The organism is Inquilinus sp. Marseille-Q2685 (genome assembly GCF_916619195.1).
GTDB lineage: Bacteria > Pseudomonadota > Alphaproteobacteria > DSM-16000 > Inquilinaceae > Inquilinus.
The window spans coordinates 1,772,120-1,797,496 of record NZ_CAKAKL010000002.1; the positions used below are offsets into that span (position 1 = coordinate 1,772,120).

Annotated in this window: 22 protein-coding genes; 10 read left to right on the forward strand and 12 right to left on the reverse strand. The window is 70.9% G+C overall.

Annotation, left to right across the window (positions count from 1 at the left end):
• Positions 1–30: 30 nt before the first annotated feature.
• From arfB to cynS, 4 genes are all read left to right on the forward strand, one after another.
• Positions 31–447, forward strand: a complete 417-nt coding sequence (gene arfB / locus LG391_RS17420) for an alternative ribosome rescue aminoacyl-tRNA hydrolase ArfB (protein ID WP_225769266.1) — start codon at positions 31–33, stop codon at positions 445–447.
• 94 nt (positions 448–541) lie between these two features.
• Positions 542–1,471 carry a DUF2167 domain-containing protein gene (locus LG391_RS17425; protein WP_225769267.1) on the forward strand — a complete coding sequence of 310 codons (930 nt, stop codon included), beginning with the start codon at positions 542–544 and terminating at the stop codon, positions 1,469–1,471.
• Positions 1,472–1,490: 19 nt separating this feature from the next.
• Positions 1,491–2,213 (forward strand): site-2 protease family protein, encoded by a 723-nt coding sequence (locus tag LG391_RS17430; protein ID WP_225769268.1) that lies wholly within the window; start codon positions 1,491–1,493, stop codon positions 2,211–2,213.
• A gap of 69 nt (positions 2,214–2,282) precedes the next feature.
• A complete protein-coding gene (gene cynS / locus LG391_RS17435; protein ID WP_225769269.1) occupies positions 2,283–2,768 on the forward strand; it encodes a cyanase in 486 nt (161 codons plus the stop codon).
• A gap of 386 nt (positions 2,769–3,154) precedes the next feature.
• On the opposite strand, the gene LG391_RS17440 is transcribed toward cynS, so the two are convergent.
• The 4 genes from LG391_RS17440 to LG391_RS17455 form a co-directional block, all read right to left on the reverse strand.
• The gene (locus tag LG391_RS17440; protein WP_225769270.1) at positions 3,155–4,711 is read right to left on the reverse strand and encodes an ABC transporter substrate-binding protein; all 1,557 of its coding nucleotides are present in this window, start codon (positions 4,709–4,711) and stop codon (positions 3,155–3,157) included.
• 32 nt (positions 4,712–4,743) lie between these two features.
• Entirely contained in the window at positions 4,744–5,592 is an 849-nt protein-coding gene (locus tag LG391_RS17445) for an alpha/beta hydrolase (RefSeq protein ID WP_225769271.1), read from the reverse strand.
• 165 nt (positions 5,593–5,757) lie between these two features.
• Positions 5,758–6,546, reverse strand: a complete 789-nt coding sequence (locus LG391_RS17450; RefSeq protein ID WP_225769272.1) for an ROK family protein — start codon at positions 6,544–6,546, stop codon at positions 5,758–5,760.
• A 53-nt stretch (positions 6,547–6,599) separates the two neighbouring features.
• Entirely contained in the window at positions 6,600–9,056 is a 2,457-nt protein-coding gene (locus LG391_RS17455; RefSeq protein WP_225769273.1) for a glucan 1,4-alpha-glucosidase, read from the reverse strand.
• A 142-nt stretch (positions 9,057–9,198) separates the two neighbouring features.
• Between LG391_RS17455 and gnd the strand changes: the two genes are divergently transcribed.
• From gnd to LG391_RS17470, 3 genes are read left to right on the forward strand one after another with little or no spacing between them, the layout of a single operon-like run.
• Complete coding sequence (gnd, locus tag LG391_RS17460; RefSeq protein ID WP_225769274.1) at positions 9,199–10,182, forward strand: phosphogluconate dehydrogenase (NAD(+)-dependent, decarboxylating); 984 nt, start codon at positions 9,199–9,201, stop codon at positions 10,180–10,182.
• Positions 10,183–10,185: 3 nt separating this feature from the next.
• Positions 10,186–11,715, forward strand: a complete 1,530-nt coding sequence (gene zwf, locus LG391_RS17465) for a glucose-6-phosphate dehydrogenase (RefSeq protein WP_225769275.1) — start codon at positions 10,186–10,188, stop codon at positions 11,713–11,715.
• The gene (locus tag LG391_RS17470; RefSeq protein WP_225769276.1) at positions 11,697–12,554 is read left to right on the forward strand and encodes an HAD family hydrolase; all 858 of its coding nucleotides are present in this window, start codon (positions 11,697–11,699) and stop codon (positions 12,552–12,554) included. The genes zwf and LG391_RS17470 overlap by 19 nt, the downstream gene beginning before the upstream one ends.
• Before the next feature lie 166 nt (positions 12,555–12,720).
• On the opposite strand, the gene LG391_RS17475 is transcribed toward LG391_RS17470, so the two are convergent.
• The 3 genes from LG391_RS17475 to LG391_RS17485 all read right to left on the reverse strand — a co-directional run bounded on the left by LG391_RS17475 (position 12,721) and on the right by LG391_RS17485 (position 18,287).
• On the reverse strand, positions 12,721–14,133 hold the full coding sequence (locus LG391_RS17475) for a M20 family metallopeptidase (RefSeq protein WP_225769277.1): 1,413 nt from the start codon (positions 14,131–14,133) through the stop codon (positions 12,721–12,723).
• A 291-nt stretch (positions 14,134–14,424) separates the two neighbouring features.
• The gene (locus LG391_RS17480; RefSeq protein ID WP_225769278.1) at positions 14,425–15,735 is read right to left on the reverse strand and encodes an O-acetylhomoserine aminocarboxypropyltransferase/cysteine synthase family protein; all 1,311 of its coding nucleotides are present in this window, start codon (positions 15,733–15,735) and stop codon (positions 14,425–14,427) included.
• 224 nt (positions 15,736–15,959) lie between these two features.
• Entirely contained in the window at positions 15,960–18,287 is a 2,328-nt protein-coding gene (locus LG391_RS17485) for a molybdopterin guanine dinucleotide-containing S/N-oxide reductase (protein WP_225769279.1), read from the reverse strand.
• A gap of 130 nt (positions 18,288–18,417) precedes the next feature.
• Between LG391_RS17485 and LG391_RS17490 the strand changes: the two genes are divergently transcribed.
• Positions 18,418–19,299 carry a YihY/virulence factor BrkB family protein gene (locus LG391_RS17490; protein ID WP_225769280.1) on the forward strand — a complete coding sequence of 294 codons (882 nt, stop codon included), beginning with the start codon at positions 18,418–18,420 and terminating at the stop codon, positions 19,297–19,299.
• 177 nt (positions 19,300–19,476) lie between these two features.
• Positions 19,477–20,037, forward strand: coding sequence for a hypothetical protein (locus LG391_RS17495; RefSeq protein ID WP_225769281.1), 561 nt, complete (start codon positions 19,477–19,479; stop codon positions 20,035–20,037).
• A 344-nt stretch (positions 20,038–20,381) separates the two neighbouring features.
• Here LG391_RS17495 and LG391_RS17500 read toward each other — a convergent pair whose 3' ends face one another.
• Positions 20,382–21,323: a metFprotein gene (locus tag LG391_RS17500; RefSeq protein ID WP_225769282.1), complete on the reverse strand. Its 942-nt coding sequence runs from the start codon at positions 21,321–21,323 to the stop codon at positions 20,382–20,384.
• 230 nt (positions 21,324–21,553) lie between these two features.
• On the opposite strand from LG391_RS17500, the gene LG391_RS17505 reads away from it, so the two are divergent.
• Entirely contained in the window at positions 21,554–22,534 is a 981-nt protein-coding gene (locus tag LG391_RS17505) for a tripartite tricarboxylate transporter substrate binding protein (protein WP_225769283.1), read from the forward strand.
• A gap of 2 nt (positions 22,535–22,536) precedes the next feature.
• On the opposite strand, the gene LG391_RS17510 is transcribed toward LG391_RS17505, so the two are convergent.
• The 4 genes from LG391_RS17510 to LG391_RS17525 all read right to left on the reverse strand — a co-directional run bounded on the left by LG391_RS17510 (position 22,537) and on the right by LG391_RS17525 (position 25,281).
• Positions 22,537–23,178, reverse strand: coding sequence for a LysE family translocator (locus tag LG391_RS17510; protein WP_225769284.1), 642 nt, complete (start codon positions 23,176–23,178; stop codon positions 22,537–22,539).
• A 63-nt stretch (positions 23,179–23,241) separates the two neighbouring features.
• The gene (locus tag LG391_RS17515; protein WP_225769285.1) at positions 23,242–23,556 is read right to left on the reverse strand and encodes a type II toxin-antitoxin system RelE/ParE family toxin; all 315 of its coding nucleotides are present in this window, start codon (positions 23,554–23,556) and stop codon (positions 23,242–23,244) included.
• Positions 23,553–23,825: a CopG family ribbon-helix-helix protein gene (locus LG391_RS17520; RefSeq protein ID WP_225769286.1), complete on the reverse strand. Its 273-nt coding sequence runs from the start codon at positions 23,823–23,825 to the stop codon at positions 23,553–23,555. The genes LG391_RS17515 and LG391_RS17520 overlap by 4 nt, the downstream gene beginning before the upstream one ends.
• 64 nt (positions 23,826–23,889) lie before the next feature.
• A complete protein-coding gene (locus LG391_RS17525) occupies positions 23,890–25,281 on the reverse strand; it encodes an MFS transporter (protein ID WP_225769287.1) in 1,392 nt (463 codons plus the stop codon).
• Between the last annotated feature and the right edge of the window lie 96 nt (positions 25,282–25,377).

Consider the following 25,377-nt stretch of genomic DNA (forward strand, 5'->3'; position numbering starts at 1 on the left):
AGCACGCCCGGCCGTGCGAGGGTCCCGGCCATGATCCGCATCACCGCCCGCATCGCGCTGGACGAGCGCGACATCGAGGAGAGCTTCATCCTCGCCTCCGGCCCCGGCGGGCAGAACGTGAACAAGGTCGCGACCGCGGTGCAGCTGCGCTATCCGGTCGACCGCGCCGGGCTGCCGGACGACATGCGGGCCCGGCTGGAGGCGCTGGCCGGTCAGCGCCTGACCAAGGACGGCGTGCTGGTCATCACCGCCCGCGAGCATCGCAGCCAGGAGCGCAACCGGGCCGAGGCGCTGGCCCGGCTGGTCGAGCTGTTCCAGCGCGCCGCCGTCGCCCCCAAGAAGCGCCGGCCGACCCGGGCGACGCTGGGCAGCAAGATCCGGCGGCTCGACGCCAAGAGCAAGCGGTCAGCGGTGAAGCGGATGCGCGGCAGCCCGGGCGAGGACTGAGGAAGAATTCGCTTCAAATTGCCGCCATCTTGCGCGCTTATGATGATCGTCCCATGCGCCGGGGGGCCGTGGGACACCGGAGGGGAACATCATCATGAGGTTTGGCCTGTCGCATCGCGTGCTCGCGATCGCGCTGACGCTGGCCCTGGCCGGCACCGCCGCCGCGCAGACGCCGCCCGCGACCACACCTGCCGACCAGGCGGCCGCGATCCAGGCGGAGCAGGATGCCGCGTGGGATGCGGCCAGGAAGGTGGTCCAGCAGGGGCCTGCCGAGATTCCGCTGATCGACCAGGGCACGCTGGCCCTGCCCGAAGGCTATGCCTTCGTGCCGAAGCAGGAATCGGCCCGCCTGCTGCGCGCCTGGGGCAACGGCGCCAGCCCGACGCTGATCGGCCTGGTGTTTCCGCTCAGCGACGAGAACTGGTCGGCGTCGATCGACTACACCCAGGAAGGCTATATCCGCGACGACGACGCCAAGGACTGGAATGCCGACGAGCTGCTGGCCAGCCTGAAGGACGGCACCGAGGCCGAGAACCAGGACCGGATCGCCCGCGGCTTTCCGCCCCTGGCCGTGACCGGCTGGATCGAGGTGCCGCAATACGATGCCGCGACCCATCGCCTGGTCTGGTCCGCCAAGGTGGTCGAGAAGGACAACCCGCAGGACCAGGGCACGGCCAACTACAAGACCTATGCGCTGGGACGCGAGGGCTATTTCGGCCTGAACCTGGTGACGTCGACGGCGACGATCGAGGGCGACAAGAAATACGCCCGCGAGCTGCTCGGCGCGATCAGCTACAACCCCGGCAAGCGCTACGCGGACTTCAACGAGAGCACCGACCGGGTCGCCGAATACGGGCTGGCGGCACTGGTGGCCGGCGTCGCGGCGAAGAAGCTGGGGCTGATCGCCATCATCGGCGCCTTCGTGCTGAAATTCGCCAAGGTCTTCGTCATCGGGTTCGGCGTTCTCGGCGTCGCCCTGGCCAAGCTGTTCCGGCGCAAACCGCGCGACGGCGGCGTCGCCTGAGAGGAGCCCGGCACCGGTCATGATCAAGGCGCTTCTCCTGCTGGTCGGCGGCCTGAAGTTCGGTCCGCTGGCGGTGACCGGCGGCACGATGCTGCTGTCGCTGGTCACCTATGCCTTCGTCTTCGGCTGGGGCTATGCCGCCGGCTTCGTGCTGATGCTGCTGGTGCACGAGATGGGGCACTACATCGCGGCGAAGCGGCGCGGGCTGAATGTGGGGGCGCCGACCTTCATCCCCTTCGTCGGCGCCTGGATCCAGCTGAAGCAGCAGCCGATGAATGTCGAGACCGAGGCCTATGTCGCCTTCGCCGGCCCGTTCCTCGGCACCCTCGGCGCCTTCGCCGCCTATTTCTGGGCGCGGGAGGTGGACAGCCGGCTGCTGCTCGCCGTGGCCTATTCCGGCTTCTTCCTGAACCTGATCAACCTCCTGCCCGTCTCGCCGCTGGACGGCGGCCGGATCACGGCGATCCTGTCGCCGCGGGTCTGGCTGCTGGGCGCGCCGATCATGCTGGGCCTGCTGCTGTACCGGCCCAGCCCGGTGCTGCTGCTGGTGGCGCTGTTCGCGGCGCCGCAGGTGCTGAAGGCCTGGCGCCACGACCCCAACAGCCCGGAGGCCCAGGCCTACTACAACGCGCCGCTGGACGCCCGGATCGAATACGGCGTGCTGTATCTCGGCCTGACCGCGCTGCTGGCGATCATGACCTACAGCGTGCACGGCATGCTGGAGGGCAGCCGCGCCTTCTGATCCCGCGCTGGCACGGCCGTTGCATGATCCTGCGATCGGTTCGCAATCACCGATCGGAGAGGACGCCCCATGAAGCGCGAGGAGCTGACCGAGAAGATCCTGGACATCAAGCGGGAGAAGGGCTGGACCTGGCGCGAGATCGCCGAGACCATCGGCGGCCATTCGCCGGTGCTGGTCACCGCCGCGCTGCTGGGGCAGATGAAGCTGACCAAGCCGCAGGCAGCGGAAGCCGCGATCCTGTTCGGCCTGACCCCGGCGGAGCAGCGCATGCTGAACGAGCCGCCCTATCGCGGCTCGTTCCAGGCGCCGCCGACCGACCCGCTGATCTACCGCTTCTACGAGCTGGTGATGGTCTACGGCACCACCTGGAAGGAGCTGATCCAGGAGGAGTTCGGCGACGGCATCATGTCGGCGATCGATTTCGACTTCCAGATGGAGCGCCAGCCCGACCCCAACGGCGACCGGGTGAAGCTGACCATGTCCGGCAAGTTCCTGCCCTACCGCTATTACGGCGCCACCGGCAACGCCCAGACATTCGGGTACAGGGAGGAGTAGGACGACCGAGAGACTGAAGCCTGGAAATCCGCTCTCCCCCTCCCCTTGCGGGACTATCGGATTCACAGATCTCGGAGCACCATCCTTCTGCCTCTCCCGCTTGCGGGAGAGGTCGGGCTCGTGCAGCGAGACCGGGTGAGGGCGGTCCGGCCGCGACACCAGGGCCAGCGTTTCAGGACAAGAGCGGATCATGCGCTCGCTCGCCGCAAAGCTGTGCTTCCGGCAAGGCCGCCATCCCCTCACCCGGACATCCTTCGGATGTCCGACCTCTCCCGCAAGCGGGAGAGGCAATCTGCTCATATGCCCGCCGTCGGTGTCACCGATCGACGTGTGAATGCCGTAGCCCGCAAGGGGAGGGGGAGATCCGAAGAAGGCGATCGGCTCCCTCACTCCGCCTTCCAGGCGCCCCAGAGCCGCGGCTTGTCGGCGGCCCAGGGCTTGTAGCCCTTCAGCTTCGGCCCCACCGCGTCGACCGCCGGGTCGTAGTAGAGGCCGATGATCGGCAGCTGCTGCGCCATCAGCGCGTGCAGCTGCGTCAGCGCCTGCTTGCGCTTCGCCGGATCCTCGGTGCGGATCGACCGGGCCAGCAGCTCCGCCGCCTTCGGGTCGTCCCACTGGTTGCCCGGGTCCTCGGCCTTGCTGCCGATCAGGATGCCGTACAGCAGCGACGGGTCGAGCCGGGCCGAGAAGGCGAAGGACTGCAGCTGGAACTTGCCGGCGATGTAGTTGTCGAGCTGCGTCGCCCAGTCCAGCACCTCCAGCCGCGCGTCGATCCCGGCCGCGGCCAGCATCGCCTGGATCATCACGGCGTTGTCGTACATGCCGTCGTAGCGCTTGTTGGTCTGGATGGTGATCGGCTGGCCCTTGTAGCCGGCCTCCTGCAGCAGCGCCTGCGCCTTGGCCGGGTCGTAGGCCGGCCAGTCGAGGAAGCTTTCGTCGAAGAAGGTGCTGCTGCGGGCCACGGCCGACGGGTTGGCCTCGGTCAGGCCGTAGGTCCGCGCCTGGGCGATCTGCTTCAGGTCGAGCGCATGGGCGATCGCCCGGCGGATGCGCAGGTCGGACAGCAGGGGATCGGCCGTCTGGACCAGGACCACCGACCAGCCGAGGCCCTGGGCGGTCTCGACCGTGCCGCCATTAGCCTTGACCTGGTCGATCTGCCCCGGCGCCAGGCTGGAGATGAGGTCGACCCCGCCGGTGGCCAGCGCCGCCTCCGCCGTCGCCGGGTCGGGCACGATCTGGAAGCGGATGGTGTCGGCATGGGCGATGCGGGCGCCGGCATAGCCGCTGCCGGGTTCGGACAGCGGCTTGTAGCCGGCGAAGCGCTGCAGCACCACCGCCTCGCCGCGCTTCCAGGAGGCCAGCCTGTACGGGCCGGTGGCGACCGGCGCGTTCCAGCTGCCGTCCGGGTTGAGGCTGTCGGGGCTGATCGTGCCGGTGGCGAAGCACTGGATGTTGGCCAGCTGCGCCAGGAACAGGGCGTTCGGTTCGGCCAGGCGGAAGCGGATCGTCTCGGGGTCCGGCGTCTCCACCGCCTCGACCTTCAGCCCGGCGCTGCCGTCGAAGAGCGGCCGGCAGGTCCAGCTGTCGGTCGCCCAGCGCCGGTCCCAGCTCCATTTCACCTCGGCCGAGGTGACCGGCTTGCCGTTGTGGAACAGCACCCCCTTGCGGATCCTGAAGTCGTAGGTGCGGCCGTCATCCGTGACCGTCCAGGACTCCGCCAGGGCCGGGCCGACCGTGAGGTCCTCGCGGTAGCCGACCAGGGATTCGACCACATGCTGCATCACTGTGTCGGTGTTGCCGTCGCGGTTGATGCCGGGGTCGCTGCTGCGGATATCCGCGTTCAGCGCCACGGTGATGGTGCCGCCGTCGCGCGGCGTGTCCTGGGCCGAAGCGCCGGCAGCCAGGACCAGGGCGAGCGCGAGCCCGCCGAACATCGCCTTCATCACTGCCCCCTGTTTGTCGTTGTCGGTGAACCTCAGACCGCTTTTCGCCGCGCCAGCACCTCCCCGAAGAAGCTCTTCACCGCGCCCAGCAGCTTGCGGTCGTCATGGCCGATGCCGGGGATGGTGTCCTGCTGGACGGCGACGCCCTGGACCTCCAGGCTGCGGCGCAGCGATCGCATCCGGTCCTGGCGGTTCCGGCCGGCGATGTCGGCGCCCGGCATCCACCAGGCGTCCCCCGGCTTGACGGTGATCTCCCAGGTCTCGGTGTCGTCGCCGCCGATCACCATGTGCACCGGCACCCGGCGGATGGCGTCGAGGTCGAGCGGCTTGCCGAACACCGCCTCGAAATTGCGCACCCCGACCCAGAAGTCATGCTCGAAATCGAGCAGCGTGACGACGCCGGGCGCGCCGATCGAGGCGCCCAGCAGCCGCTCCGGATGCAGATAGAGGAAGCGGTGGGTGAAGTGGCCGCCGCCGGAGAAGCCGTACATCAGCACCCGGTCGCCCTCGATCCGGTAGCGGGCCTGGGTCTCGGCGATCATCGCCAGCAGCACGGCGTCGTAATGCAGGTCGCCGGCGCGCAGCAGCTTGTAGCTGGACAGGTCGCCCGGTTCGGTGATGCCGACCGGGAACAAGGGCGCCAGCACGATCACGCCGTGCCGTTCGGCGAAATCGGCGAAGCCGTCGCGATAGGCCTGCATGCCGCGCTCGGTGCCGTGCACGATCACCGCCAGCGGCCAGCGGTCCCGACCGTCCTCGTCGTAATCCTCCGGCACATAGGCGCAGTAGCTGAAGCGCTGGTCGAGGCCGCAGGCATAGACCGTGGTCGCCCCGAAATCGCTGGATGTCAGCACCCGTCCGTGCCCGTGCGGCCGCGCCATGACGCCTCCCCTGCCTCGTCCCTTCCGGAGAGTGAGGCATGTTTTTAGGCGCATGAAAAGCACTATTGCGGCGATTCAGGCGAAGCTTCAGTCCTTCATGATCTGGAAACGCAAGACTCTGGAACGGCCGGTCGATCGCGGCCGCGGGATCGCGCCTCCGGCCGGTCAGACCTTCGCGCGGCGGGTCGCGGTGCGCTTGGCGGGCGCGGGCTTGGCGGCCGGGCGCCTGGCCGCCGGCCTGCGCGGGGCCGCCGGCTCGCGCCACAGCCCGGCGCCGCCTTCCAGCCCGGCCTCGTTCGAGGCGATGGCGACGCCCTTCGGCAGCTCGAAGTCGATATGCTTGGCGTTGCCGCCGCTGAGATGGATCCGGTCTGGATGCAGCAGGATCTCCAGCACCTCCAGCATCCGCTTCACCCGCCTGTTCCAGCGCTTCTTGCCGATCTTCTCGTAGGCGGCGTTGCCGAGATACTCGTCATAGGTCTTGCCGCTCTTGGACAGCGGGTGGTGCGCCAGCTCCAGATGCGGCGTCGGCACGCCGTCGCGGAGCAGGGCCGTGCCGACGCCGGTGCCGAGCGTGACCACCAGCTCCAGCCCCTTGCCCTCGACCAGGGCCAGCCCCTGCATCTCGGCGTCGTTGACCATCCGCACCGGGGCGCCGCCCAGCCGCTTCGACAGGGCGGCGGCCAGGCCGAAGCCGGCCCAGTCCCCGGTGCCGAGATTGGGGGCGGTGATCACCCGGCCGTCGCGGACCACGCCCGGGAAGCCGACGGCGATGCGGTCGAATTCGGGCAGCGGCTTGACCAGCGCCGCGATGGTGTCGAGGAACAGCTTCGGCGGGCAGGGATGCGGCGTCGGCACCCGCTGCCGGTCGGACCGCATCCGCCCGCGGTCGTCGATCACGGCGGCCTTCAGCCCCGTGCCCCCCACATCGATGGCCAGGATGCCAGGCTTCACGCGCGTTCCTCCTTGGTGACCGTTGTCAGCATGTCGGCCGTTTTCCGGCAGCGTCAATCTTCGCCGGCCGCATCGGCCGCCGCGTGGCCGACGGCGATGCCGGTCTCGCCGTCGATCGTCACCAGGAAATCGGCGCCCTCCCACCGCTCGGGATCGCGCCACCGGAAGGTGAAGCGGATCCGCGTGCCGGGCGGCGCCGAAGCCGTCGGCAGGTCGAGCACATGCAGGCCGAAAGGCGTCCCGGCCGTGGTGTCGTCGCGGATCGTGCCCCAATCGTCCAGGGTCCAGTGCACCGTGGCGGCCGCCGGCAGCTCGAGGCGTAGCGCCTTGCCGGCCGGCAGGGCCCGCCGCTTCTGGTTGAAGCGCCAGCAGCGGACCGGCGAGACCACCTTGTCGACCTGGTAGCGCCGCACCGGCTGCGGCGGCAGGTCGAACACCCGGCCGTCGCGCAGCGACCGCAGCAGCTTGATATGCTCGGAATGAGCCCAGACCAGCGGCATGGCGCTGCCCGAGGGCCGGCCGCGGAACAGCTCGCGCGCCGGGATGTCGTCGGCGTCCCACACCTGCTCCGGCAGCAGCCCGCCCTCCCCGGCCGACCGCTCCAGCGTCGCCAGCAGCGCCCTGGCCGCGTCGACGCGGCCGGCGGCCAGCTCGTAATGCGCGCGCTCGCCGGTCAGCAGCGGCCAGGCCCGGCCGATGCCGGTGCCGTCGAAGGGCGCGCCGTCCGCATGCTCGCCATAGCCGTCGTCGTTGTAGCGGTACCAGACCGGGCCCTGCGGCAGCTCCGCCTTCAGCACCGCGTCGATCGCGCGCACCGTGTCGACGATGCGCGGGTCGTCCGGCGCACGCAGGCCGAAGCGCACCAGGGCCAGGGCGTCGGGGCTGATCAGCAGCGCGGCCTTGCGCGCATCGTCGCCCGGCGGCCGGTTCTTCACCGGCACATAGCCGTCGAGCGGCGAGGCCGCATCCGCCGCATCGGCCGGGGCGATGCGGACATAGTAGCCCTTGAGGCCGAGCCTGCCGCAGATCGCCGTGCCCTCGGCGAAGGTCCAGCGCTCGACCTCGTCGTTCCAGGCGTCGGCGGTCTCGCGCAGCCAGCGCGCCTCCTCGGCGCTCGACGGCTCCAGGATGTCGGCCGCGGCCAGCAGGGCCGCGATCTCCACCGCCAAAGTGAAGGGCGAGTAGCCGGCATCCTCCTCCCACCGGTCCTGGCCGGTGACCGGGCCGTTGCGCAGGATGAAGCCGGCGGCGCGCCGCACCATCGGCACGAAGCGGGCCAGTTCCTCCCCGCTCAGCGCGCCCTCGCGCCGCAGCATGTCGGCCAGGAGGATCGGGAAGGCGCATTCGTCCATCTGCACCCCGTTCCAGTACGGGGTGCCGTCGAGCCAGACATTCTGCGACCAGTGGCCGTCGGCCTCCTGGATCGCCTGCAGATAGCCGAGGATCGCCCTGGCCTCGGCCGCCGCCCCGGCGGCGAGGAATCCGCCCGCGGTCTCGACCAGGTCGCGCGGCCAGACCAGGTGGTAGCCGCCGAGATCCTCGTCGCCCTTGGCGAAGCCCCAGGGGATCGACAGGGAGGCGATCACCGCACCGGGGAACTCCACGGTCTGGTGGCTGGCCAGCACCGCCGTGCTGGTGCGGTAGGCGACGGTCTCGGAGCCGGCGGTGCCGTCGAGCGGCAGCAGCCCGGACTGCCAGCGCCGCCAGCCCTCGACATAGAGGTCGCGCGCGGCCGCGAAGCCGCACTGCAGACCAGCCAAGGCGTGGTGCGCCGCCTCCTCCGGCCGCTCGCCGAAGCCGAGCGCCAGCAGGAAGCGGCCATCGGGCGCGGCGGCCAGGTCGATCTCCCCGGCCAGGGCGACATTGCCGTTCTCGGCCCGGCGCCAGGCCGGGTTCAGCGCGCCGGTCCGCGACAGCGTCTGCCAGCCGTCCGAGGTGCCGACATAGCCGACCGAACGGGCACGCCAGGGCACCGAGGCGGCCAGCGCCAGCGAGACGCCATCGGTGCCGCGGGCGAACAGCATCGGCGTGCCCTTATAGTCGTCGACCCAGCCGGTGTTGTCGGCGCCGGCATTGACCAGATGCGGCGCCAACAGCGCGAACAGCCGGTGGTCCGCCGGCTCGCCCTCGTGCAGGGTGAAGACGATCTCCTGCAGCAGCACCGGGCCGAGCGGGTTGGCCAGCACCGACTTCTCGATCCGCCAGCGGCCGTCCAGCGCGGTGTTGACCAGCCGGAAGGCCGGCACGCCGGCCTCGAGCATCCGCGTCTCCGACCGGGCGTCGCGCTTCTCCTCCGCAAAGTACCCGCCCGGGCCGGTGACGATCAGCCCGAGGTCGCGGACGCAGGCGGTGTCGATTCGCGGAAAGTAGATCTCGTTCAGGATGCCGTGGCTGAGGGTGAACCACACGCGGCTGGTGCCGGAGAGGGCGGTGCCGACCCCCGACTTGGCGCTGGACGTCCACCGCGCCGGCCCGCCGGGCGCGCCCGGCGGCTGCTCGCCTCGATCCATCGCATGTCCTCCCTCGGCGCCCGATCGCCGCCCGTCCGGTCATTCGGACTCGAAACCGGCGCGGCGCGGGCGCACCATCGGCGTCATCACGCGTTGGTACGCTACCATCAGCGCAGCCGAAGGAAACGAGAGGACCTGTGGAATGCAGCTCGGGGTGATCGGACTCGGCCGCATGGGCGGCAACATCGCCCGGCGCCTGATGCGCGCCGGCCATGAATGCGTCGTCTACGACCGCAGCGCCGAGGCGATCAAGGCGCTGGCCGCCGACGGCGCCACGCCGGCCGCGGACCTGGCCGGCCTGGTGGCCGGGCTGACGCCGCCGCGCGCGGTCTGGGTGATGCTGCCCGCCGGCGCGCCGACCGAGGACACGGTGACAGCGCTGGCCGGCCTGCTGAGCCCCGGCGACATCATCATCGACGGCGGCAACAGCTTCTACAAGGACGACATCCGCCGCGCCGCGGCGCTGGAGCCGAAGGACCTGCACTATGTCGACGTCGGCACCTCCGGCGGCGTCTGGGGGCTGGAGCGCGGCTACTGCATGATGATCGGCGGCACCAAGGCCGCGGTCGACCATCTGGACCCGATCTTCGCGGCGCTGGCGCCGGGGCTGGGCACGGTGGAGCGCACGCCGGGCCGCGAGGGCCGCGACCCGCGGGCCGAGAAGGGCTACATCCATGCCGGGCCGGCCGGCGCCGGGCACTTCGTCAAGATGGTGCACAACGGCATCGAATACGGGCTGATGCAGGCCTATGCCGAGGGCTTCGACATCCTGAAGAACAAGGATTCGAAGGAGCTGCCGGAGGCCGAGCGCTACACGCTGGACCTCGCCGACATCGCCGAGGTGTGGCGCCGCGGCAGCGTCGTCTCCTCCTGGCTGCTCGACCTCAGCGCCATCGCCCTGGCCGAGAACGAGAGCCTGTCGAACTACACCGGGTCGGTCGCCGATTCCGGCGAGGGACGCTGGACCGTGATGGCGGCGCTGGAGGAGGCGGTGCCGGCCGACGTGCTGTCGACCGCGCTCTATGTCCGCTTCCGCTCGCGCCAGGAGCACACCTTCGGCGAGAAGCTGCTGTCGGCGATGCGGCACAAATTCGGCGGCCATGTCGAACGGGCGGCGGGCGGCTGAGCCATGGCGGCGCTGATCTCGCCCTCCCCCGCGAAGCCGGCGGGCACCCCGCCGGCCCCGCCCTGCACCTTCGTCATCTTCGGCGCCTCGGGCGACCTGACCGGACGCCTCCTGACCCCGGCCCTCTACCACCTGATGCGCGAGGGCCTGCTGGACCCCGGCTTCGAGATCCTCGGGGTGGACCGGGTCGAGAACAATGACGAGGGCTTCCGCAAGACCCTCGGCCAGGCGCTCCACACGATCGGCATCGAAGGCGCCATCGACGAGGCCGCCTGGGGCCGGCTGGCCGCCGGCATCCACTACCTGACCGGCGACTTCGCCGATCCCGGCACCTTCCAGAGGCTGGCGGAGCATCTGGACCAGCGGGGCAAGGCCACCGGCAAGTCCAACGCGGTGTTCTACCTGGCGGTGGCGCCGCGCTTCTTCGCCCCGATCGCCACCGCGCTGTCGGCCGCGGGCCTGCTGGACGAGAGCGACGTCGGCTTCCGCCGGCTGGTGGTTGAGAAGCCGTTCGGCACCGACCTGGCCTCGGCGCGGGACCTGAATGCCAGGCTGCTGGCCGTGGCATCCGAGAGGCAGATCTACCGGATCGACCACTATCTCGGGAAGGAGACGGTCCAGAACATCATGGCCTTCCGGTTCGGCAACGGCATCTTCGAGCCGATCTGGGACCGCGACCATATCGAGCATGTGCAGATCACCGCGGCCGAGACGGTGGGGGTGGAGCGGCGCGGCCGCTTCTACGACGCCACCGGGGCGCTGCGCGACATGGTGCCGAACCACCTGTTCCAGCTGCTGGCCATGACCGCGATGGAGGCGCCGAACTCCTTCGACGCCGACGCGGTGCGCACCGAGAAGGCCAAGGTGGTCGAGGCGGTGCGCGACCTGACGCCCGAGGAGGCGGCCAAGGTGGTGGTGCGCGGCCAGTACGGCGCCGGCACGGTGCTGGGCAAGCCGCGCGCGGCCTACCGGCAGGAGCCGGACGTGGCGCCGGACAGCCGGACCGAGACCTATGTCGCGATGAAGCTGGCGATCGACAACTGGCGCTGGTCCGGCGTGCCGTTCTACCTGCGCACCGGCAAGTCGCTGGCGGTGCGGCGCACCGAGATCGCGATCCAGTTCAAGCGGGCGCCGGCGGTGCTGTTCCGCGACGCGGTCAACGCCCCGACGCCGAACCTGCTGGTGATCCGCATCCAGCCGGACGAGGGCATCTCGCTGCGCTTCGCCGCCAAGGTGCCGGGGCGGGAGATGCGGCTGGGCCAGGTCGAGATGGATTTCCGCTACGCCGAGCACTTCAAGGCGGAGCCGCAGACCGGGTACGAGACGCTGATCTACGACTGCCTGACCGGCGACCCGACGCTGTTCCAGCGCGCCGACAACATCGAGTCCGGCTGGTCCGAGGTGCAGACGATCCAGACCCTCTGGGCCGGGCTGACCGACCCGCCGGACATCTACCCGGCCGGCAGCGACGGCCCGGCCTGCGCCGACGAGCTGCTGGCGCGGGACGGGTACCAATGGCTGCCGCTGACCTGATGCCGGAGCACCCCGCCGCCCCCGCTGGGCGCATCGCCCTGCTGATCTCCGACGTCGACGGCACGCTGGCCGACCCGGACAAGGTGGTGACCCCGGCCTCGGTGGCAGCGGTGCGCCGGCTGGGCGAGGCCGGGATCGGCTTCTCGATCGTCTCCAGCCGGCCGCCGCGCGGCCTGGCCGGGCTGATCATGCAGCTGGGCCTGGCCCTGCCCCTGGGCGGCTTCAACGGCGGCACCATCTTCCGGCCCGACGGGAGCGTGGTGTCGGAACTCGCGGTGCCGGAGGCGGCGGCGCGGATCGCGCTGGCGACGCTGCGCCGCTTCGGCGCCGATCCCTGGGTGTTCGCCGACAATCAGTGGATCGCGACCGATCCGGACGGGGAATATGTGCCGCTGGAGCGGCGCACGGTGGGGTTCGAACCGACCATTGTCGCCGATCTCGACCCCTATCTGGCGCGCGCCGGCAAGATCGTCGGCGCCTCCGGCGACTTCGAGAGGCTGGCCCGCTGCGAGGCGGAGCTGCGGGGCCTGCTGGGCGGCAGCGCCATCGCCGCCCGGTCGCAGCGCTACTATCTCGACATCAACCACCCCGAGGCCGACAAGGGCCACGCGGTCGGCCGCATCGCCGCGGCGGCGGGGGTGGACCCGGCCGCGGTGGCGGTGATCGGCGACGCCGCCAACGACGTGCCGATGTTCCGCGCCGCCGGCCTGTCGATCGCCATGGGCAACGCCATCGACGAGGTGAAGGCGCTGGCCCATTTCGTCACCGCCGGCAACGACGCCGACGGCTTCGCCCAGGCGGTGGACCGCTTCCTGCTGCCGCGGGCGCCGAGGGCATAGGCGCCAGCTCCAACTGCACGGCCCTGCCCCCTCACCCTCCCGTCGCTTCGCGCCGGGCCCCTCCCTCTCCCCGAGGAGAGGGGAATTCGAGCTGCGGCCTCCTTTACCTCTCCTTGGGGAGAGGTCGAAATCGCGCAGCGATTTCGGGTGAGGGGGTGGCTCCGGCCTATCCAGTATGGACCTGACGCTGCCGCGCCACGGCGGCGCCGGTCTCGCCGAGATCCCAGAACAGCCCCGTCATCATCTGCAGCCCTTCGCGGGCCAGCGGGGCCAGCAAATGCTCGTCGGGCCCATGCTGGCGGCAGCCGCCATAGGAGTGCGGCACCCAGACCGTGGCCAGGCCCAGCGTACCGGCGAAGACTTCGTTCGGCAGCGACCCGCCGACATTGGGCAGCACCATCGGCGCGGCGCCGGTGGTGGCGGCGATCGAGCCGGCGGCCCAGCGCGCCCAGGGGTCGTCGGGGTCGAGACGCGTCGCCGGCATCGGCGTGCCGGACTCGCTGACCTCGATGCCGCGGAAGCCCTGGGACTCGAGATAGGCGCCGACCGTGCCCGGCAGGTCCGAGACGTCGGTGCCGACGACGAAGCGCAGCTGACAGTGCACCCGGGCCGATGGCGGGATCGCGTTCTGCGGCGCGTCCGGCGTGCCGGCGGTGAAGGCCAGCACCTCCAGCGCGTTCCAGCCGAACACCCGCTCGGCCGGGCTCAGCCCCGGCTCGCCCCAGCCCTCGGCCAGCATCGCGCCCTCGGCGTCGCGGGCGATGGCGACATCGGCCAGGGCCCGGCGCACGGACTCCGGTACCGGCGGCGGCCGCAGCCCGGGCACCCGGATGGCGCCGCGGGCATCGACCAGCGCGGCGACGGCATTGGCCAGGATGGTGGCTGGGTTGGGCAGGAGGCCGCCCCAGTTGCCGGAATGGTGGCTGCCCTCGCGCAGAGTCAGGCGCAGGTCGAAATTGATCACGCCGCGGGTGCCCAGCGCGATCATCGGCCGGCCCGCATCGAGCCGCGGCCCGTCCGAGGCGATCAGCACGTCGGCGGCCAGCAGGTCGCGGTTCGCGGCGCAGATCTCGTCCAGGCCGGGCGAACCGATCTCCTCGCTGGTCTCGACCAGGAAGGCCATGTTGAAGCCGAGCCGGCCACCGCGCGCCTGCAGCACCTGCTCGACCGCGGCGATGTTGATCGAATGCTGGCCCTTGTTGTCGGCGGTGCCGCGGCCGTACCAGCGGTCGCCCTCGACGGTGATCCGCCAGGGGTCGAGCCCGGCCCGCCAGCGCTCCGGCGCGCCCAGCACCACGTCGCCATGGCCGTAGCACAGCACGCCGGGCAGGCCGTCGCCCTCCTGCCGCAGGGCGATCAGCGCCGGGGCGCCGGGCGCGGCCGGGTTCGGGACGAGGTGCAGGTCGAAGCCGAGCCGGGCCAGGCTCGGGCCGATCTCGCGCTGCAGGTAGTCGAGCAGCGGCGCGCGGTCGGCCGCCTGGCTCTCGGTGCGGATGCCGATGCGGCGGTCGAGATCGGCCAGGAAGCCGCCCTCGTCGAAATAGCGCGCCGCGCCGGCGATCGCCGCGTCCCGTGTCATCCCTGCCTCCGCTGGAGGCCGGGCGTCGGGGCCCGGCGCTGCAACGGTCGCAAATGGGGGGCGGCTCGCCAAGCCCCTGCGGCAGGAAAGCAGGCCTGTCCCGTTTCATCCCCCCTCCCCTTGCGGGAGGGGGTAGGGGGGTACTGGCGCCGCCGGGACCGATGCCGGACGACCGTCGGAGAAGACAGCCGTCCTGGCTGCCCTGTACCCATTACCTCATCGACAACCCCCCTCCCCCTACCCCCTCCCGCGAGGGGAGGGGGAGGATAGATGGATGGAGCCTGCTTAAGGTCAGGCCGCCTCGGCCAACCTTGCCGCGGCCAGGCCGCGCTCGATGTCCGCGAGAATGTCGTCGATATGCTCGATGCCGACCGACAGGCGAACATAGCCTTCGGTCACGCCGCTGGCCCGCTGCTCCTCCGCCGTCAGCTGCGAATGGGTGGTCGAGGCCGGGTGGATCGCCAGGCTGCGGGCGTCGCCGATATTGGCGACGTGGTACAGCAGCCTGAGCCCGTCGATGAAGCGCCGCCCGGCCTGAGCGCCGCCGGCCAGCTCGAAGCCGACCAGCCCGCCATAGCCGCCCTTCAGGTACTTCTCCGCCCGTTCCCGGGCCGCGCCGGTCTGCAGCGAGGGATGGATGACCCGCGTCACCTCCTTGCGCTGCGCCAGGAAGGCGGCGACCGCGCCGGCGTTGCGGGAATGCCGCTCGATCCGGAGCGGCAGCGTCTCCAGCCCCTGCAGGATCTGGAAGGCGTTGAAGGGCGACAGCGAGGCGCCGAGGTCGCGCTGCAGCGTGGTCCGCGCCTTGACGATATAGGCAACGGGGCCGAGCGGCTTCGTCGCCTCGACCCAGACCGCGCCGTGATAGCTGGGATCCGGCGTGTTCAGCGCCGGCTGCCGTTCAGGGTGCGCGGCCCAGTCGAAATTGCCGCCGTCGACGATCAGCCCGCCGATCGAGGTGCCGTGGCCGCCGATGTATTTGGTGGTCGAGTACACCACCACAGCCGCGCCGTGCTCCAGCGGCCGCAGCAGCACCGGCGCCGCGGTGTTGTCGACGATCAGCGGGATGCCGAACCCGCGGCCGATGGCGGCGACCTCGGCGATCGGGAACACCGTCAGCTTCGGGTTCGGCAGGCTTTCGGCGTAGAAGGCGCGGGTGCGGTCGTCGACGGCGCGGCGGAAATTCTCCGGGTCGGCCGGGTCGACGAAGCGAACCTCGATGCCCTGCTCGCCCAGACGGTTGGCGAACAGGTTCCAGGTGCCGCCATAGAGGTCGGTCGAGCTGACGATGTTGTCGCCCGCACGGGCCAGGTTCTGCACCGCGAAGGCCGAGGCCGCCTGGCCGGAGGCGACGGCCAGCGCCGCGGCCCCGCCCTCCAGCGCCGCGACGCGCTGCTCCAGCACGTCGACCGTCGGGTTGCCGATGCGGCTGTAGATGTTGCCCAGCTCCTCCAGCGCGAACAGCTTCCGCGCATGCTCCGTGTCCTGGAACTGGAAGGATGTCGACTGGTAGATCGGCACCGCCACGGCGCCGGTCGCCGGGTCGGCCCGCCAGCCGGCATGGAGGGCCAGGGTTTCAGGGCGAAGCGCCGGTTCGGACATGGAACTCTCCCGAGGAAGGCAGCGGCGTCGGGAGATATATTAACGCGATCTGATCGATGTTCAATTTATAAATATCGGTTTTGAATGTTGATTTTGTTATAATACAAATTCATGTGCACAAACTGTCATGCCCGGGCTTGACCCGGGCATCCAGAAGGTGTCGACATTCTCTGGATTGCCGGGTCAAGCCCGGCAATGACAGCAGGGGAGGACGCGCCTCCCCCCTACTCCGCCGCCTCGGCCCTCGGGTCGAGGATCACGGGCGGGTCGAAGGCGGTGACGCGCGGCGCCGGGCCTTCGAGCCTGGCGATCTCGACCAGGCAGGTGTGGGCGCTGGGCCCCTGCCCCAGCCGCGAGGTGCCCTTGTCCCGGGTCAGGACGTTCGGGTTGCCGTGCTTGCACATGGCCCCGATCTCGCCCGGCACCTCCGGGTCGTACCAGGCGCCGGTGGCGAGCTGGATCACGCCTTGCATCACCCGGTCGGTGACCACCGCGCCCGCGAGGCAGGCGCCGCGGTCGTTGAACAGCCGCACCACGTCGCCGTCCTGGATGCCGCGGGCGGCGGCGTCGGCCGGGTGGATCCACACCGGCTCGCGGTCCGCCACCTTCTCGCTGCGGCTGGTCACGCCGGCGTCGAGCTGGCTGTGCAGCCGGGTCTTCGGCTGGTTCGAGATCAGGTGCAGCGGGAAGCGTTCGGTCTCCGGCGAGCCGAGCCATTCCGCCGGCTCGAACCACATCGGGTGGCCCGGGCAGTCGTCATAGCCGAAGCCGGCGATGCGGTCGGAGAAGATCTCGATCCGGCCGCTCGGCGTCGGCAGCTTGTTGGCCACCGGGTCGGCGCGGAAGGCCTCGAGCAGGATCTTCGGCCTGGCCGACAGCGGCAGCTCGACATGGCCGATCTCCCAGAACTCCTGGAAGCCCGGCAGCTCGATCCCGGACTCGGCGGCGGTGCGGCGGTCGTTCTCGTAGAAATGCTGCACCCAGCCCATCTCGTCGCGGCCCTCGGTGAAGGCCTCGCGGGCGCCGGCCCGGTCCGACAGCTCGGTCAGGATGTCGAAGTCGCTGCGCGCCTGGCCGACCGGCGGGATCGCCTGCGGCATGGCCAGGATGTAGGGATCGCGCGCGGCGCCGCCGATGTCGTTGCGCTCGAAGCTGGTGGTCGCCGGCAGCACGATGTCGGCGCGGCGGGCCACCGGCGTCCACCACGGCTCCTGCACGATCACCGTCTCCGGCTTCGCCCAGGCGCGCAGCAGGCGGTTGAGGTCCTGGTGGTGGTGGAACGGGTTGCCGCCGGCCCAGTAGACCAGCCGGGTGTCGGGATAGGTGATCCTGTGGCCGTTGTAGTCGTCGGTCTCGCCCGGCCGCAGCAGCAGGTCGGAGATGCGGGCGACCGGGATGTAGCGGCCGGTCGGGTTCGGGCCGGGGACGATGCGGGTGCGGCTGCGGCCGTCGCTGGCCGAGCCGACATTGGCCTCGGCGCCGTAGCCGTAGCCGATGCCGCCGCCGGGCAGGCCGATCTGGCCCAGCATCGCCGCCAGCACCGTGCCCATCCAGTAGGGCTGCTCGCCATGGTCGGAGCGCTGCAGCGACCAGCTGAGGCTGATCAGCGTGCGCTGCGAGGCCATGCGCCGGGCCAGGCCGCGGATGGTGTCGGCGGACAGGCCGGAGATCGCGGCCGCCCAGTCGGCGTCCTTCGGCGTGCCGTCGGACCGGCCCATGAGGTAGGGCAGGAAGCGGTCGAAACCGGTGGTGTAGCGGTCGACGAAACCGCGATCGTACAGCCCCTCGGCCACCAGAGTGTGGGCCAGGCCGAGCATGATCGCGGTGTCGGTGTTCGGCCGCGGCGCCAGCCATTCGGCGCCCGCCTCCTCCGCCATGTCGTCGCGCACCGGGCCGATATAGACGAACTGCACCCCGGCCTCGCGGCTGCGGCGGTTCCAGTCGCGCTGGGTGTGCTTGCCGGTGCCGCCCGAGGCGATCTGGCTGTTGCGCGGCGGCATGCCGCCGAAGGCGACGACCAGGCGGCCGTCGGCGGCGATGCTGCGCCAGTCGGTGGTCTCGACCAGCACCCGGTTGAAGTCGCCGATGATGTGCGGCATCAGCGGCAGGGCGGCGCCGAAGCTGTAGTTGTTGACCGAGGCGGTGTAGCCGCCGGTGAAGCCCAGCATGCGGCGCAGCAGGGTCGGCGCGTTGTGCAGCCGCCCGGCGCTACCCCAGCCGTAGCTGCCGCCATAGATGGATTCGGCGCCGTGGTCGGTCCGCACCCGCTGCAGCTCGCCCGCCACCAGCTCCAGCGCCGTCTCCCACGACACCGGCACGAAGGCGTCAGCGCCGCGGCGGCTGCCGTCGCTCCTGTGCCGCTTCGCCAGCCAGCCGGCCCGGACCATCGGCTGCGGGATGCGCAGGTTGCCGTGCACCATGCCGGGCAGCGAGTTGATGATCGGCGACGGGTCGATGTCGCTGGCATAGGGCTGGATGCCGACCATCTTGTCGCCGTCGACGACGGCCATGACTGCGCCGTAATGGCTGGAGGACGGGCTCAGACGGGGCACGGGCAGGTCTCCCTGTGGTCGCAGCAGCGGGGCCCCAGATGGTCGCAGCCGAAATGCCGTCGTCAACCGGATTTCCGTCATGGCCGCCAACACCTATGGTTGCCCGGACGGGGGGAGGCGCCGAATCGCGATGGCGGCGGAGACCAGGACGACGGAGCGGCGGTGGCGGCGCAGGGCGCGGCGCGGGGGCGTCGTGCTGTGGCGGGTCTGGGGCGAGATCGGCGAGGACCGGGTCTTCGCGCTGGCCGCCGGCGTCGCCTATTACACGCTGCTGGCGCTGTTCCCGGCGATCGGCGTGTTCGTCTCGCTGTACGGCCTGGTCGCCGACGTCTCGACCGTGCAGCGGAATATCGAGGACTTGGCCTTCATCCTGCCCGCCGGCAGCCTGGAGCTGATCGCCGGGCAGCTGCAGCGCATCGCCAGCCAGCCGCCGAAGAGCCTGGGCCTGGCCTTCTTCGCCGGCCTCGCGATCTCGCTGTGGAGCGCCAATGCCGGGGTCAAGGCGATGTTCGACGCGCTGAACGTGGCCTATGACGAGGAGGAGCGGCGCGGCTTCATCCGGCTGAACCTGGTGTCGCTGCTGTTCACCCTATGCGCCATCGGCTTCGCCGTGCTGGCCCTGGCGGTGGTGGTGGCGGCGCCGATCGTGCTGACCTATATCGGGCTGGAATCCGCCGCCGGCACGCTGATCCGGCTGCTGCGCTGGCCGGCCTTGTACCTGGCGACGATCGCGGCCCTGACGCTGGTCTACCGCTACGGCCCCGGCGGCCGGCGCGAGCACTGGCTGAACTGGGGCGGCGTGATCGCCGCCACCGTCTGGCTCGGCGGGTCGATGCTGTTCTCCTGGTACGTCGCCCGCTTCGCCAATTACGGCGCGACCTACGGCTCGCTCGGCGCCGTCATCGGCTTCCTGACCTGGATCTGGCTGTCGACGGTGATCTTCCTGATCGGCGCCGAGCTGAACTCCGAGATCGAGCGCGAGCGGGACCGCAAGGGCCGGCGCGGCCCCTGACGCCGATTTGTCTTAAACCCAAGGAATGACTCGCCAATCACGACCGGCTGTGACTTGATTCTACGGGACGAAGCCCATTTGATTGGAACGTCTGGAGTCGTGGCGCCCCTGAACGACGGGAGCAATGCGCCGGGGCGTACACAGGTCGGCAGTAGGTAGTAGGGAGAGCGAAGAGAGATGGCGATCAAGCAGCGGGCCCCACAGCGTCTGAAGCAGTTGCTCAAGAGTTGCGGCGCGCGCGTCGATGCCAGGGTGCGGGAGCAGCTTGCGGCCCTGCCCGCCGCCTGGTCCCGGCCGGTCAGCGGCATGTTCGCGCGGGTGGAGCGCATCCTGACCGACGAGGAACGCCAGACCTTCCGCTGGACCGAGGTGCGCGACCGCGACGGGCGCCTCGCCGCCTCCTGGTCCGGGGCGCGGGATTCGGGCGTGCTGATCGACCAGATCGTCGAGGAGGCGGCGACCGACCTGTCCGACACCGGCCCCGCCGGCTGGAAGAATTCCGCCGCCGAGCTGGCCACCAGCATCCGCGGCATGGCGGCGAAGGCGTCGTCGCCGGCCGCCGCGGCCAAGGCCGCCGCCGCCGCGCTGCCGGCCCTGATCGCCGAGGCCCAGGCCTATTTCCGCAACCCGGACGCCGAGGCCGGCGCCATCACCCAGCAGATCCGCGAGGCGCTGCAGCGCCTGGACCACGAGGCGCGCCGGTCGCTGCGCGCCAAGCTGATCCCGGACGCCTCCTAGCCCGGATATCTCACACCCCCTGCGACCTGCGCCGGTTCAAAATGCCGACGGGGCAGGAGAGCGGCGCAGCGCGATGCTTATGCATCGGGCAAGCCGTTCGACGCACCCTGTCGGCATTTTCAACCGGCCCGAAGGGTCGTCTTGCGGCGGCCGCCTGCGGGGGCGGGCCGCTCAACCGTATGTCCCTATACGCTTTTCGCGTCCCGCCCCCGCATCCGACTCGCCGCAAGGCGACGCAGGGCATAGGGGGTGTGGGAGATCCGGGCCAGGCGTCCGGCACACGGCCGAAACACGACGGGCGCCCTAGGGGCGCCCGTTTCCGTTCCGGGACCGGTGGTCCGGGATCAGTCCAGCGATTCGTCCATGGCGAAGCCGCCGCGGCCGTCGAGGGTGAAGCGGCCCTCCTGCATCGCCTTGACCCAGCGGGCCGAGCGCTCCAGCCCGCCGAAGGCGAACAGGTGCAGCTGGGCGATGCCGCAGCCCGGGTCCTTGGCGCGATAGTCCGCCAGCTCGGTCAGCAGCCTGTCGGGCACCGACACCGAGGCCAGCTTGGCGATGTTCATCGCCTGCCGGGTCAGGAACCGCATCGACGGGCCGACGCCGCACATCGCGGCGTAGTGGATCAGGCTCTTCAGCTTGGCCGGGCCGGCCAGGCCGAGATGGATCGGCAGCTCGTTGCCGGCGCGGCGCAGCGCGCGGTCCCAGACGATGATCGCCTCGGCGTCGAAGCAGAACTGCGTGGCGATGTACATCTCCGTGCCGGTCGCCTTGGCGTAGGCGTTCTTCTCGGCGACGGCGCGGGCGATCTCCTCCGCCGGGATGTCCTTGCTGCCCTCCGGATGGCCGGCGACGCCGATGGTCCTGACGCCGTGCCGCTGCAGCAGGCCGGTCTCCAGCACCTGCATGCTGCGGTCGAACGGGCCGACCGGCGTCGACACGCCGCCGCCGATCACCAGCACCCGGTCGACCCCGGCCTCGCCGGCGAGGCGGCGGAGATAGTCGTCGAGCTGGGCCCGGCTTTCCAGACTGCGGGCGGCGATGTGCGGCACCGGCACCAGCCCCTCGCCGCGCAGCCGCGCCGCGGTCTGCACGATCTCGCCGAGATCGGCGCCCGGCAGCATGGTGACGTAGACCGGGGTGCCGGCCGGCAGATGCGCGCCGTAGCTGGCGGTCTTGGCGGCGATGCCGGGCGCGGTCTCGATCGAGAGGCCGTGGAACAGATCGACCACCGCCGTCTTCGGCGTCGGCAGAGAGACAACCTTGGCCGACCGATTGAACCCCAGCATCCACCGTCCTCCGTGAGCACGGCGCCATCACCGGCGCTTGATGACAAGATGGTGATGCCGGGGCCTCCGCGCTGCATCGCCGACGACGGGAACTGTCCGGAAGGCGACACCGCGGCGCGATTGCGACACCCTGCGGCGACGGCGTCCCGCGCGTGCCAGCGGCGACGGGCTTTGGCATAGTAGGACCGGAAGCGGGCCCGCGCGAGGCCGCCGTCATCGAAGGGGGAACCATGTCCAAGTCAGCGCTGTGCGTCTGCCTGGCCGTCCTGCTGCCCGCCGCCCTGCTGCCGTTCGGCCGGGCCTCCGCCCAGGACGCCTGGCCGGCCAAGCCGGTCACCATCATCGTGCCCTTCGCCCCGGGCGGGAACACCGACCTGTTCGGCCGCCTGCTGGCCGACGAGATGAGCAAGACCTTCGGCCAGCCCTTCGTGGTCGAGAACAAGCCGGGCGCCGGCGGCGGCATCGGCACCGAGCAGTTGGCCAAGGCCGAGCCGGACGGCTACACGCTGGGCATGGGCACGGTCGGCACCCATGCCATCAACCCCTGGGTGTTCAAGGACCTGGGCTACGACGCCGAGGCCGATTTCGCGCCGATCTCCCTGGCCGCGACCCTGCCGAACCTGCTGGTGGTCAACCCGTCCTTCCCGGCCAAGTCGGTGCCGGAGCTGATCGCGCTCCTGAAGGCCGAGCCGGACGGGCACAGCTATGCCTCCTCCGGCTTCGGCACCTCGATCCACCTCGCCGCCGCTGCCTTCGAGATCCATGTCGGCTCGCACATGACCCATGTGCCCTACAAGGGCAGCGCCCAGGCGCTGGGCGACGTCGTCGCCGGCCATGTCGACATGATCTTCGACAACATCCCGACGGCGATGGAGCAGGCCCGCGCCGGCACCGTGCGGCCGCTGGCGGTGACCGGGCTGGAGCGGACGCCGACCCTGCCGGACGTGCCGGCGATGGCGGAGTTCATTCCCGGCTTCGACATCACCTCCTGGCAGGGGCTGCTGGCCCCGGCCGGCACGCCGCCCGCCATCGTCGAGAAGCTGAGCGCCGAGGTGCAGCGGATCATGCGCCTGCCCGAGGTGCGGGCGCGGATCGAGCCGCTGGGCGCCAAGCCGATCGGCAGCACCGCCGCGGAGTTCGCGGCCTATATCAAGGCCGAGAAGGCGAAGTACAAGCCGATCGTCGAGGCCTCCGGCGCCACCGCGCAGTAGCCCTACCGCTGTTCGGCCGCGATCCGCAGGCCGAGCGCGATCAGCAGCGCGCCGGTGACGCCCTCGATGGCCCGGCGGATGCGCGGCCGGCGCAGCACGTCGCCGGCCTTGGCCACGGCGACGGCATAGGCGGCGAGCCAGGCGAAGGTCATCAGGCTGAACACCAGCCCGAGGGCGAGGAAGGCGGTGAAGGCCGGCTGGCCCGCCGGCACGAATTGCGGCAGCAGGCTGGCGAAGAACACCGCCATCTTCGGGTTGCCGAGATCGCTGACCAGCCCCTGGCGGAACGCCGCGCCGCGGCCGAGGCGCCGGGCCGGCCTCGCGGCGGCGGCGGCGTCCTCCCCACCCTCGCCCGGCCGCCAGGCGGCCCGCAGCGCGTGCAGGCCGAGCCAGACAAGATAGGCGGCGCCGGCATATTTCATCGCCAGGAACAGCGGCTCGGACGCCACCAGCAGGGCGACGATGCCGAGGCTGGTGGCGAAGGCCCAGACCGCCTGGCCGACCGAGACGCCCAGCGCCGTGAAGATCCCGCCGGCGCGGCCGCCGAGCAGGGCGTTGCGAACGGTGACTGCGGTGTCCGGCCCGGGCGTGACGATGACCAGCGCCGACACCCCGAGAAACGCCAGGATCGAACCCGCCAGCATCGCCACCTCCCGTTCCGCTCGTTACTCTGGCGACGGTAGCGGCGCGGCCGGCGCAGAGTCGAGTCAGACGCTACGTTGGCCAGCGCCCAGCCGGCCAGTCACGCGCGCCATGATGACATGCAGGATGGTCACCGCCTCGCCGCCCGTCGGCGACGCACCGATGGCATAGGCGATGATGTAGGGCAGTCCCGTCACGATCTTCTCATAGGTCCCGACAATGCGCCCCCGACGGCCGGTCGGCATATGGGCGAGCCGCGAGGCAGCCGCATCCAGCCGATCCGCGACCGAGTCCGCGGCGAAAGGGTCGTCCTCGGAGATGTATCGGATGATGTCGAGATAGTCGCGCCGGGCGGCGTCGGACCAGACGACAGTCCTCACCCGCGGCCGGCCTTCTTCGCCGCCTTTGCAGCGCTGATGATGGTGCGGCCTTCGGCCATGACCTGCTCATGCGGCACGACCCGGCCCGCCTCCATATCAGCGAGGCCGCGCTGGATGCCCTCGATGATCTCCAGCTCGCGGTCGACGAAGGCCGCGACGGCCTCCGCAGCCAGGAATGACCGGCTGCGGCGCGTGTCCCGCGCAATCCGGCCCAGCTTCTCCTTGACCTCGGGGTCGAGCCGGATGGTCATGGTGGTGCTCTCGGCCATCATCCGCTCCCGTGTGCGATTGTGTACATTCTAGCACAGAAGCTGCGGCGCATCGAAGTCTACTTTACCGCCCGCCCGGCCGCACCCCGAAGCTGGCGAGGAACCCCAGCGTGCCGAGCAGCGCGGCGATGCCGAAGACCCAGGTGGCGGCGGGGATGATCGCCTCCGGCGTCAGCGCCGCGGCCATGCCGGCCGCGTTGGCGATCAGCCCGGACACCGCGGCGCCGATGGCGTAGCCGCCGGACTGCAGCGTCGGCAGCAGGGCCGAGGCGGCGTCGCGCTCGCCCGGCCGCGCCGCCTCCATCACCGCCTGGCTGAGGAAGGCCCAGGAGATGCCGAAGCCGGCGCCGATCAACACCTGGCACAGCACCAGGAGCCGGGGCTGGCCCCCCGCCAGCGCCGCCATCACCCCGAGCAGGCCGAGCGCCAGCAGGAACGGCCCGAGCCGGATCAGCCGGCGCTGCGCCTCCGGCCGGACGATGCCGGCCACCAGCACGGCCGAGCCGCTCCAGGCCAGCGCCATCAGGGCGCTGACATAGCCGGCCATGGTCGGGCCGTAGCCCCAGAGATGCTGGATGGTGATGTTGAGATAGACCGTGGTCGCCGCCTGCGCCACCGGCATCAGCAGCACCACCCAGAGGCCGGCGCCGACGGTCGAGCCGAAGGTGAAGGCGTCGGAGGGGAACAGCCGGTCGCGGCCGCGCCGGTCGGCCAGCACCACCGCCGCCAGCACCAGCATCGCCGCGGCGACGCACAGCGCCGCCTGCCAGCCGTGCGGCACGATGCCGGCGACCGAGACCAGCATGATGCCGGCGGCGCAGCCGAACAGGCGCAGCAGCGGCACCGCACCGCCGCTGTTCCGCGCCTGCCCGGCCGGCACCACGATGCCGACCAGCAGGGCGAAGATCGCGATCAGCGGCACGTTGACCAGGAAGGCGGCGCGCCAGGACACCGTCTCGGTCAGCACGCCGGACAGGAGCGGCCCGCCGAAGGCGGCGGCGGCCCAGACGATCGCCTCGGCCCCGAACACCTTGGGGATCAGGCGCGACGGGAACATCTCCGGGATCAGAGCGTAGCAGACCGCGGCGATCACCCCCTCCCCCGCGCCCTGGAACACGCGGCCGACCAGCACCATCGGCATCGATGTGGCGAAGCCGCAGACCAGCGTGCCGGCCAGGAAGGCCAGCGCCGCCAGCAGCAGCGCCGGGCGGGTGCCGAGCCGCTGCTTCAGCATCGCCGAGGCGGCGCCGCCGACGATGGCGGCGACGAGGAACACGGTGAAGGCCCAGCTGATCAGCCCGACGCCGCCGAGCTCGACCACCGCGGTGGGCAGCGAGGTCGAGACCAGGAAGGCGTTGAGGGCGTAGAGCGCGACGCCCAGGCACAGGGTGGTGACGGCCGCGGCGTAGCGCCGGGTCAGCAGCTCGCCCCACCGGCCGTCGATCGTTTCCTCCATAGCCCCGCCTCTTTTTGCAAGTTGTTCCTTGCTATATCGGGCGGATAAAAAAAAGCAATTGCTTTGGAAATGCAGCCGTCGTGCTCGGCGCGCGAA

Coding starts and splice junctions, on each gene's coding strand:
- LG391_RS17455 (WP_225769273.1), bottom strand. CDS start 9,056: ATGGATCGAGGCGAGCAGCCGCCGGGCGCGCCCGGCGGGCCGGCGCGG.
- LG391_RS17495 (WP_225769281.1), top strand. CDS start 19,477: ATGGCGATCAAGCAGCGGGCCCCACAGCGTCTGAAGCAGTTGCTCAAG.
- gnd (WP_225769274.1), top strand. CDS start 9,199: ATGCAGCTCGGGGTGATCGGACTCGGCCGCATGGGCGGCAACATCGCC.
- LG391_RS17430 (WP_225769268.1), top strand. CDS start 1,491: ATGATCAAGGCGCTTCTCCTGCTGGTCGGCGGCCTGAAGTTCGGTCCG.
- zwf (WP_225769275.1), top strand. CDS start 10,186: ATGGCGGCGCTGATCTCGCCCTCCCCCGCGAAGCCGGCGGGCACCCCG.
- LG391_RS17470 (WP_225769276.1), top strand. CDS start 11,697: ATGGCTGCCGCTGACCTGATGCCGGAGCACCCCGCCGCCCCCGCTGGG.
- LG391_RS17505 (WP_225769283.1), top strand. CDS start 21,554: ATGTCCAAGTCAGCGCTGTGCGTCTGCCTGGCCGTCCTGCTGCCCGCC.
- LG391_RS17475 (WP_225769277.1), bottom strand. CDS start 14,133: ATGACACGGGACGCGGCGATCGCCGGCGCGGCGCGCTATTTCGACGAG.
- LG391_RS17445 (WP_225769271.1), bottom strand. CDS start 5,592: ATGGCGCGGCCGCACGGGCACGGACGGGTGCTGACATCCAGCGATTTC.
- LG391_RS17440 (WP_225769270.1), bottom strand. CDS start 4,711: ATGAAGGCGATGTTCGGCGGGCTCGCGCTCGCCCTGGTCCTGGCTGCC.
- LG391_RS17425 (WP_225769267.1), top strand. CDS start 542: ATGAGGTTTGGCCTGTCGCATCGCGTGCTCGCGATCGCGCTGACGCTG.
- LG391_RS17500 (WP_225769282.1), bottom strand. CDS start 21,323: ATGCTGGGGTTCAATCGGTCGGCCAAGGTTGTCTCTCTGCCGACGCCG.
- LG391_RS17490 (WP_225769280.1), top strand. CDS start 18,418: ATGGCGGCGGAGACCAGGACGACGGAGCGGCGGTGGCGGCGCAGGGCG.
- LG391_RS17525 (WP_225769287.1), bottom strand. CDS start 25,281: ATGGAGGAAACGATCGACGGCCGGTGGGGCGAGCTGCTGACCCGGCGC.
- LG391_RS17480 (WP_225769278.1), bottom strand. CDS start 15,735: ATGTCCGAACCGGCGCTTCGCCCTGAAACCCTGGCCCTCCATGCCGGC.
- cynS (WP_225769269.1), top strand. CDS start 2,283: ATGAAGCGCGAGGAGCTGACCGAGAAGATCCTGGACATCAAGCGGGAG.
- LG391_RS17510 (WP_225769284.1), bottom strand. CDS start 23,178: ATGCTGGCGGGTTCGATCCTGGCGTTTCTCGGGGTGTCGGCGCTGGTC.
- arfB (WP_225769266.1), top strand. CDS start 31: ATGATCCGCATCACCGCCCGCATCGCGCTGGACGAGCGCGACATCGAG.
- LG391_RS17520 (WP_225769286.1), bottom strand. CDS start 23,825: ATGGCCGAGAGCACCACCATGACCATCCGGCTCGACCCCGAGGTCAAG.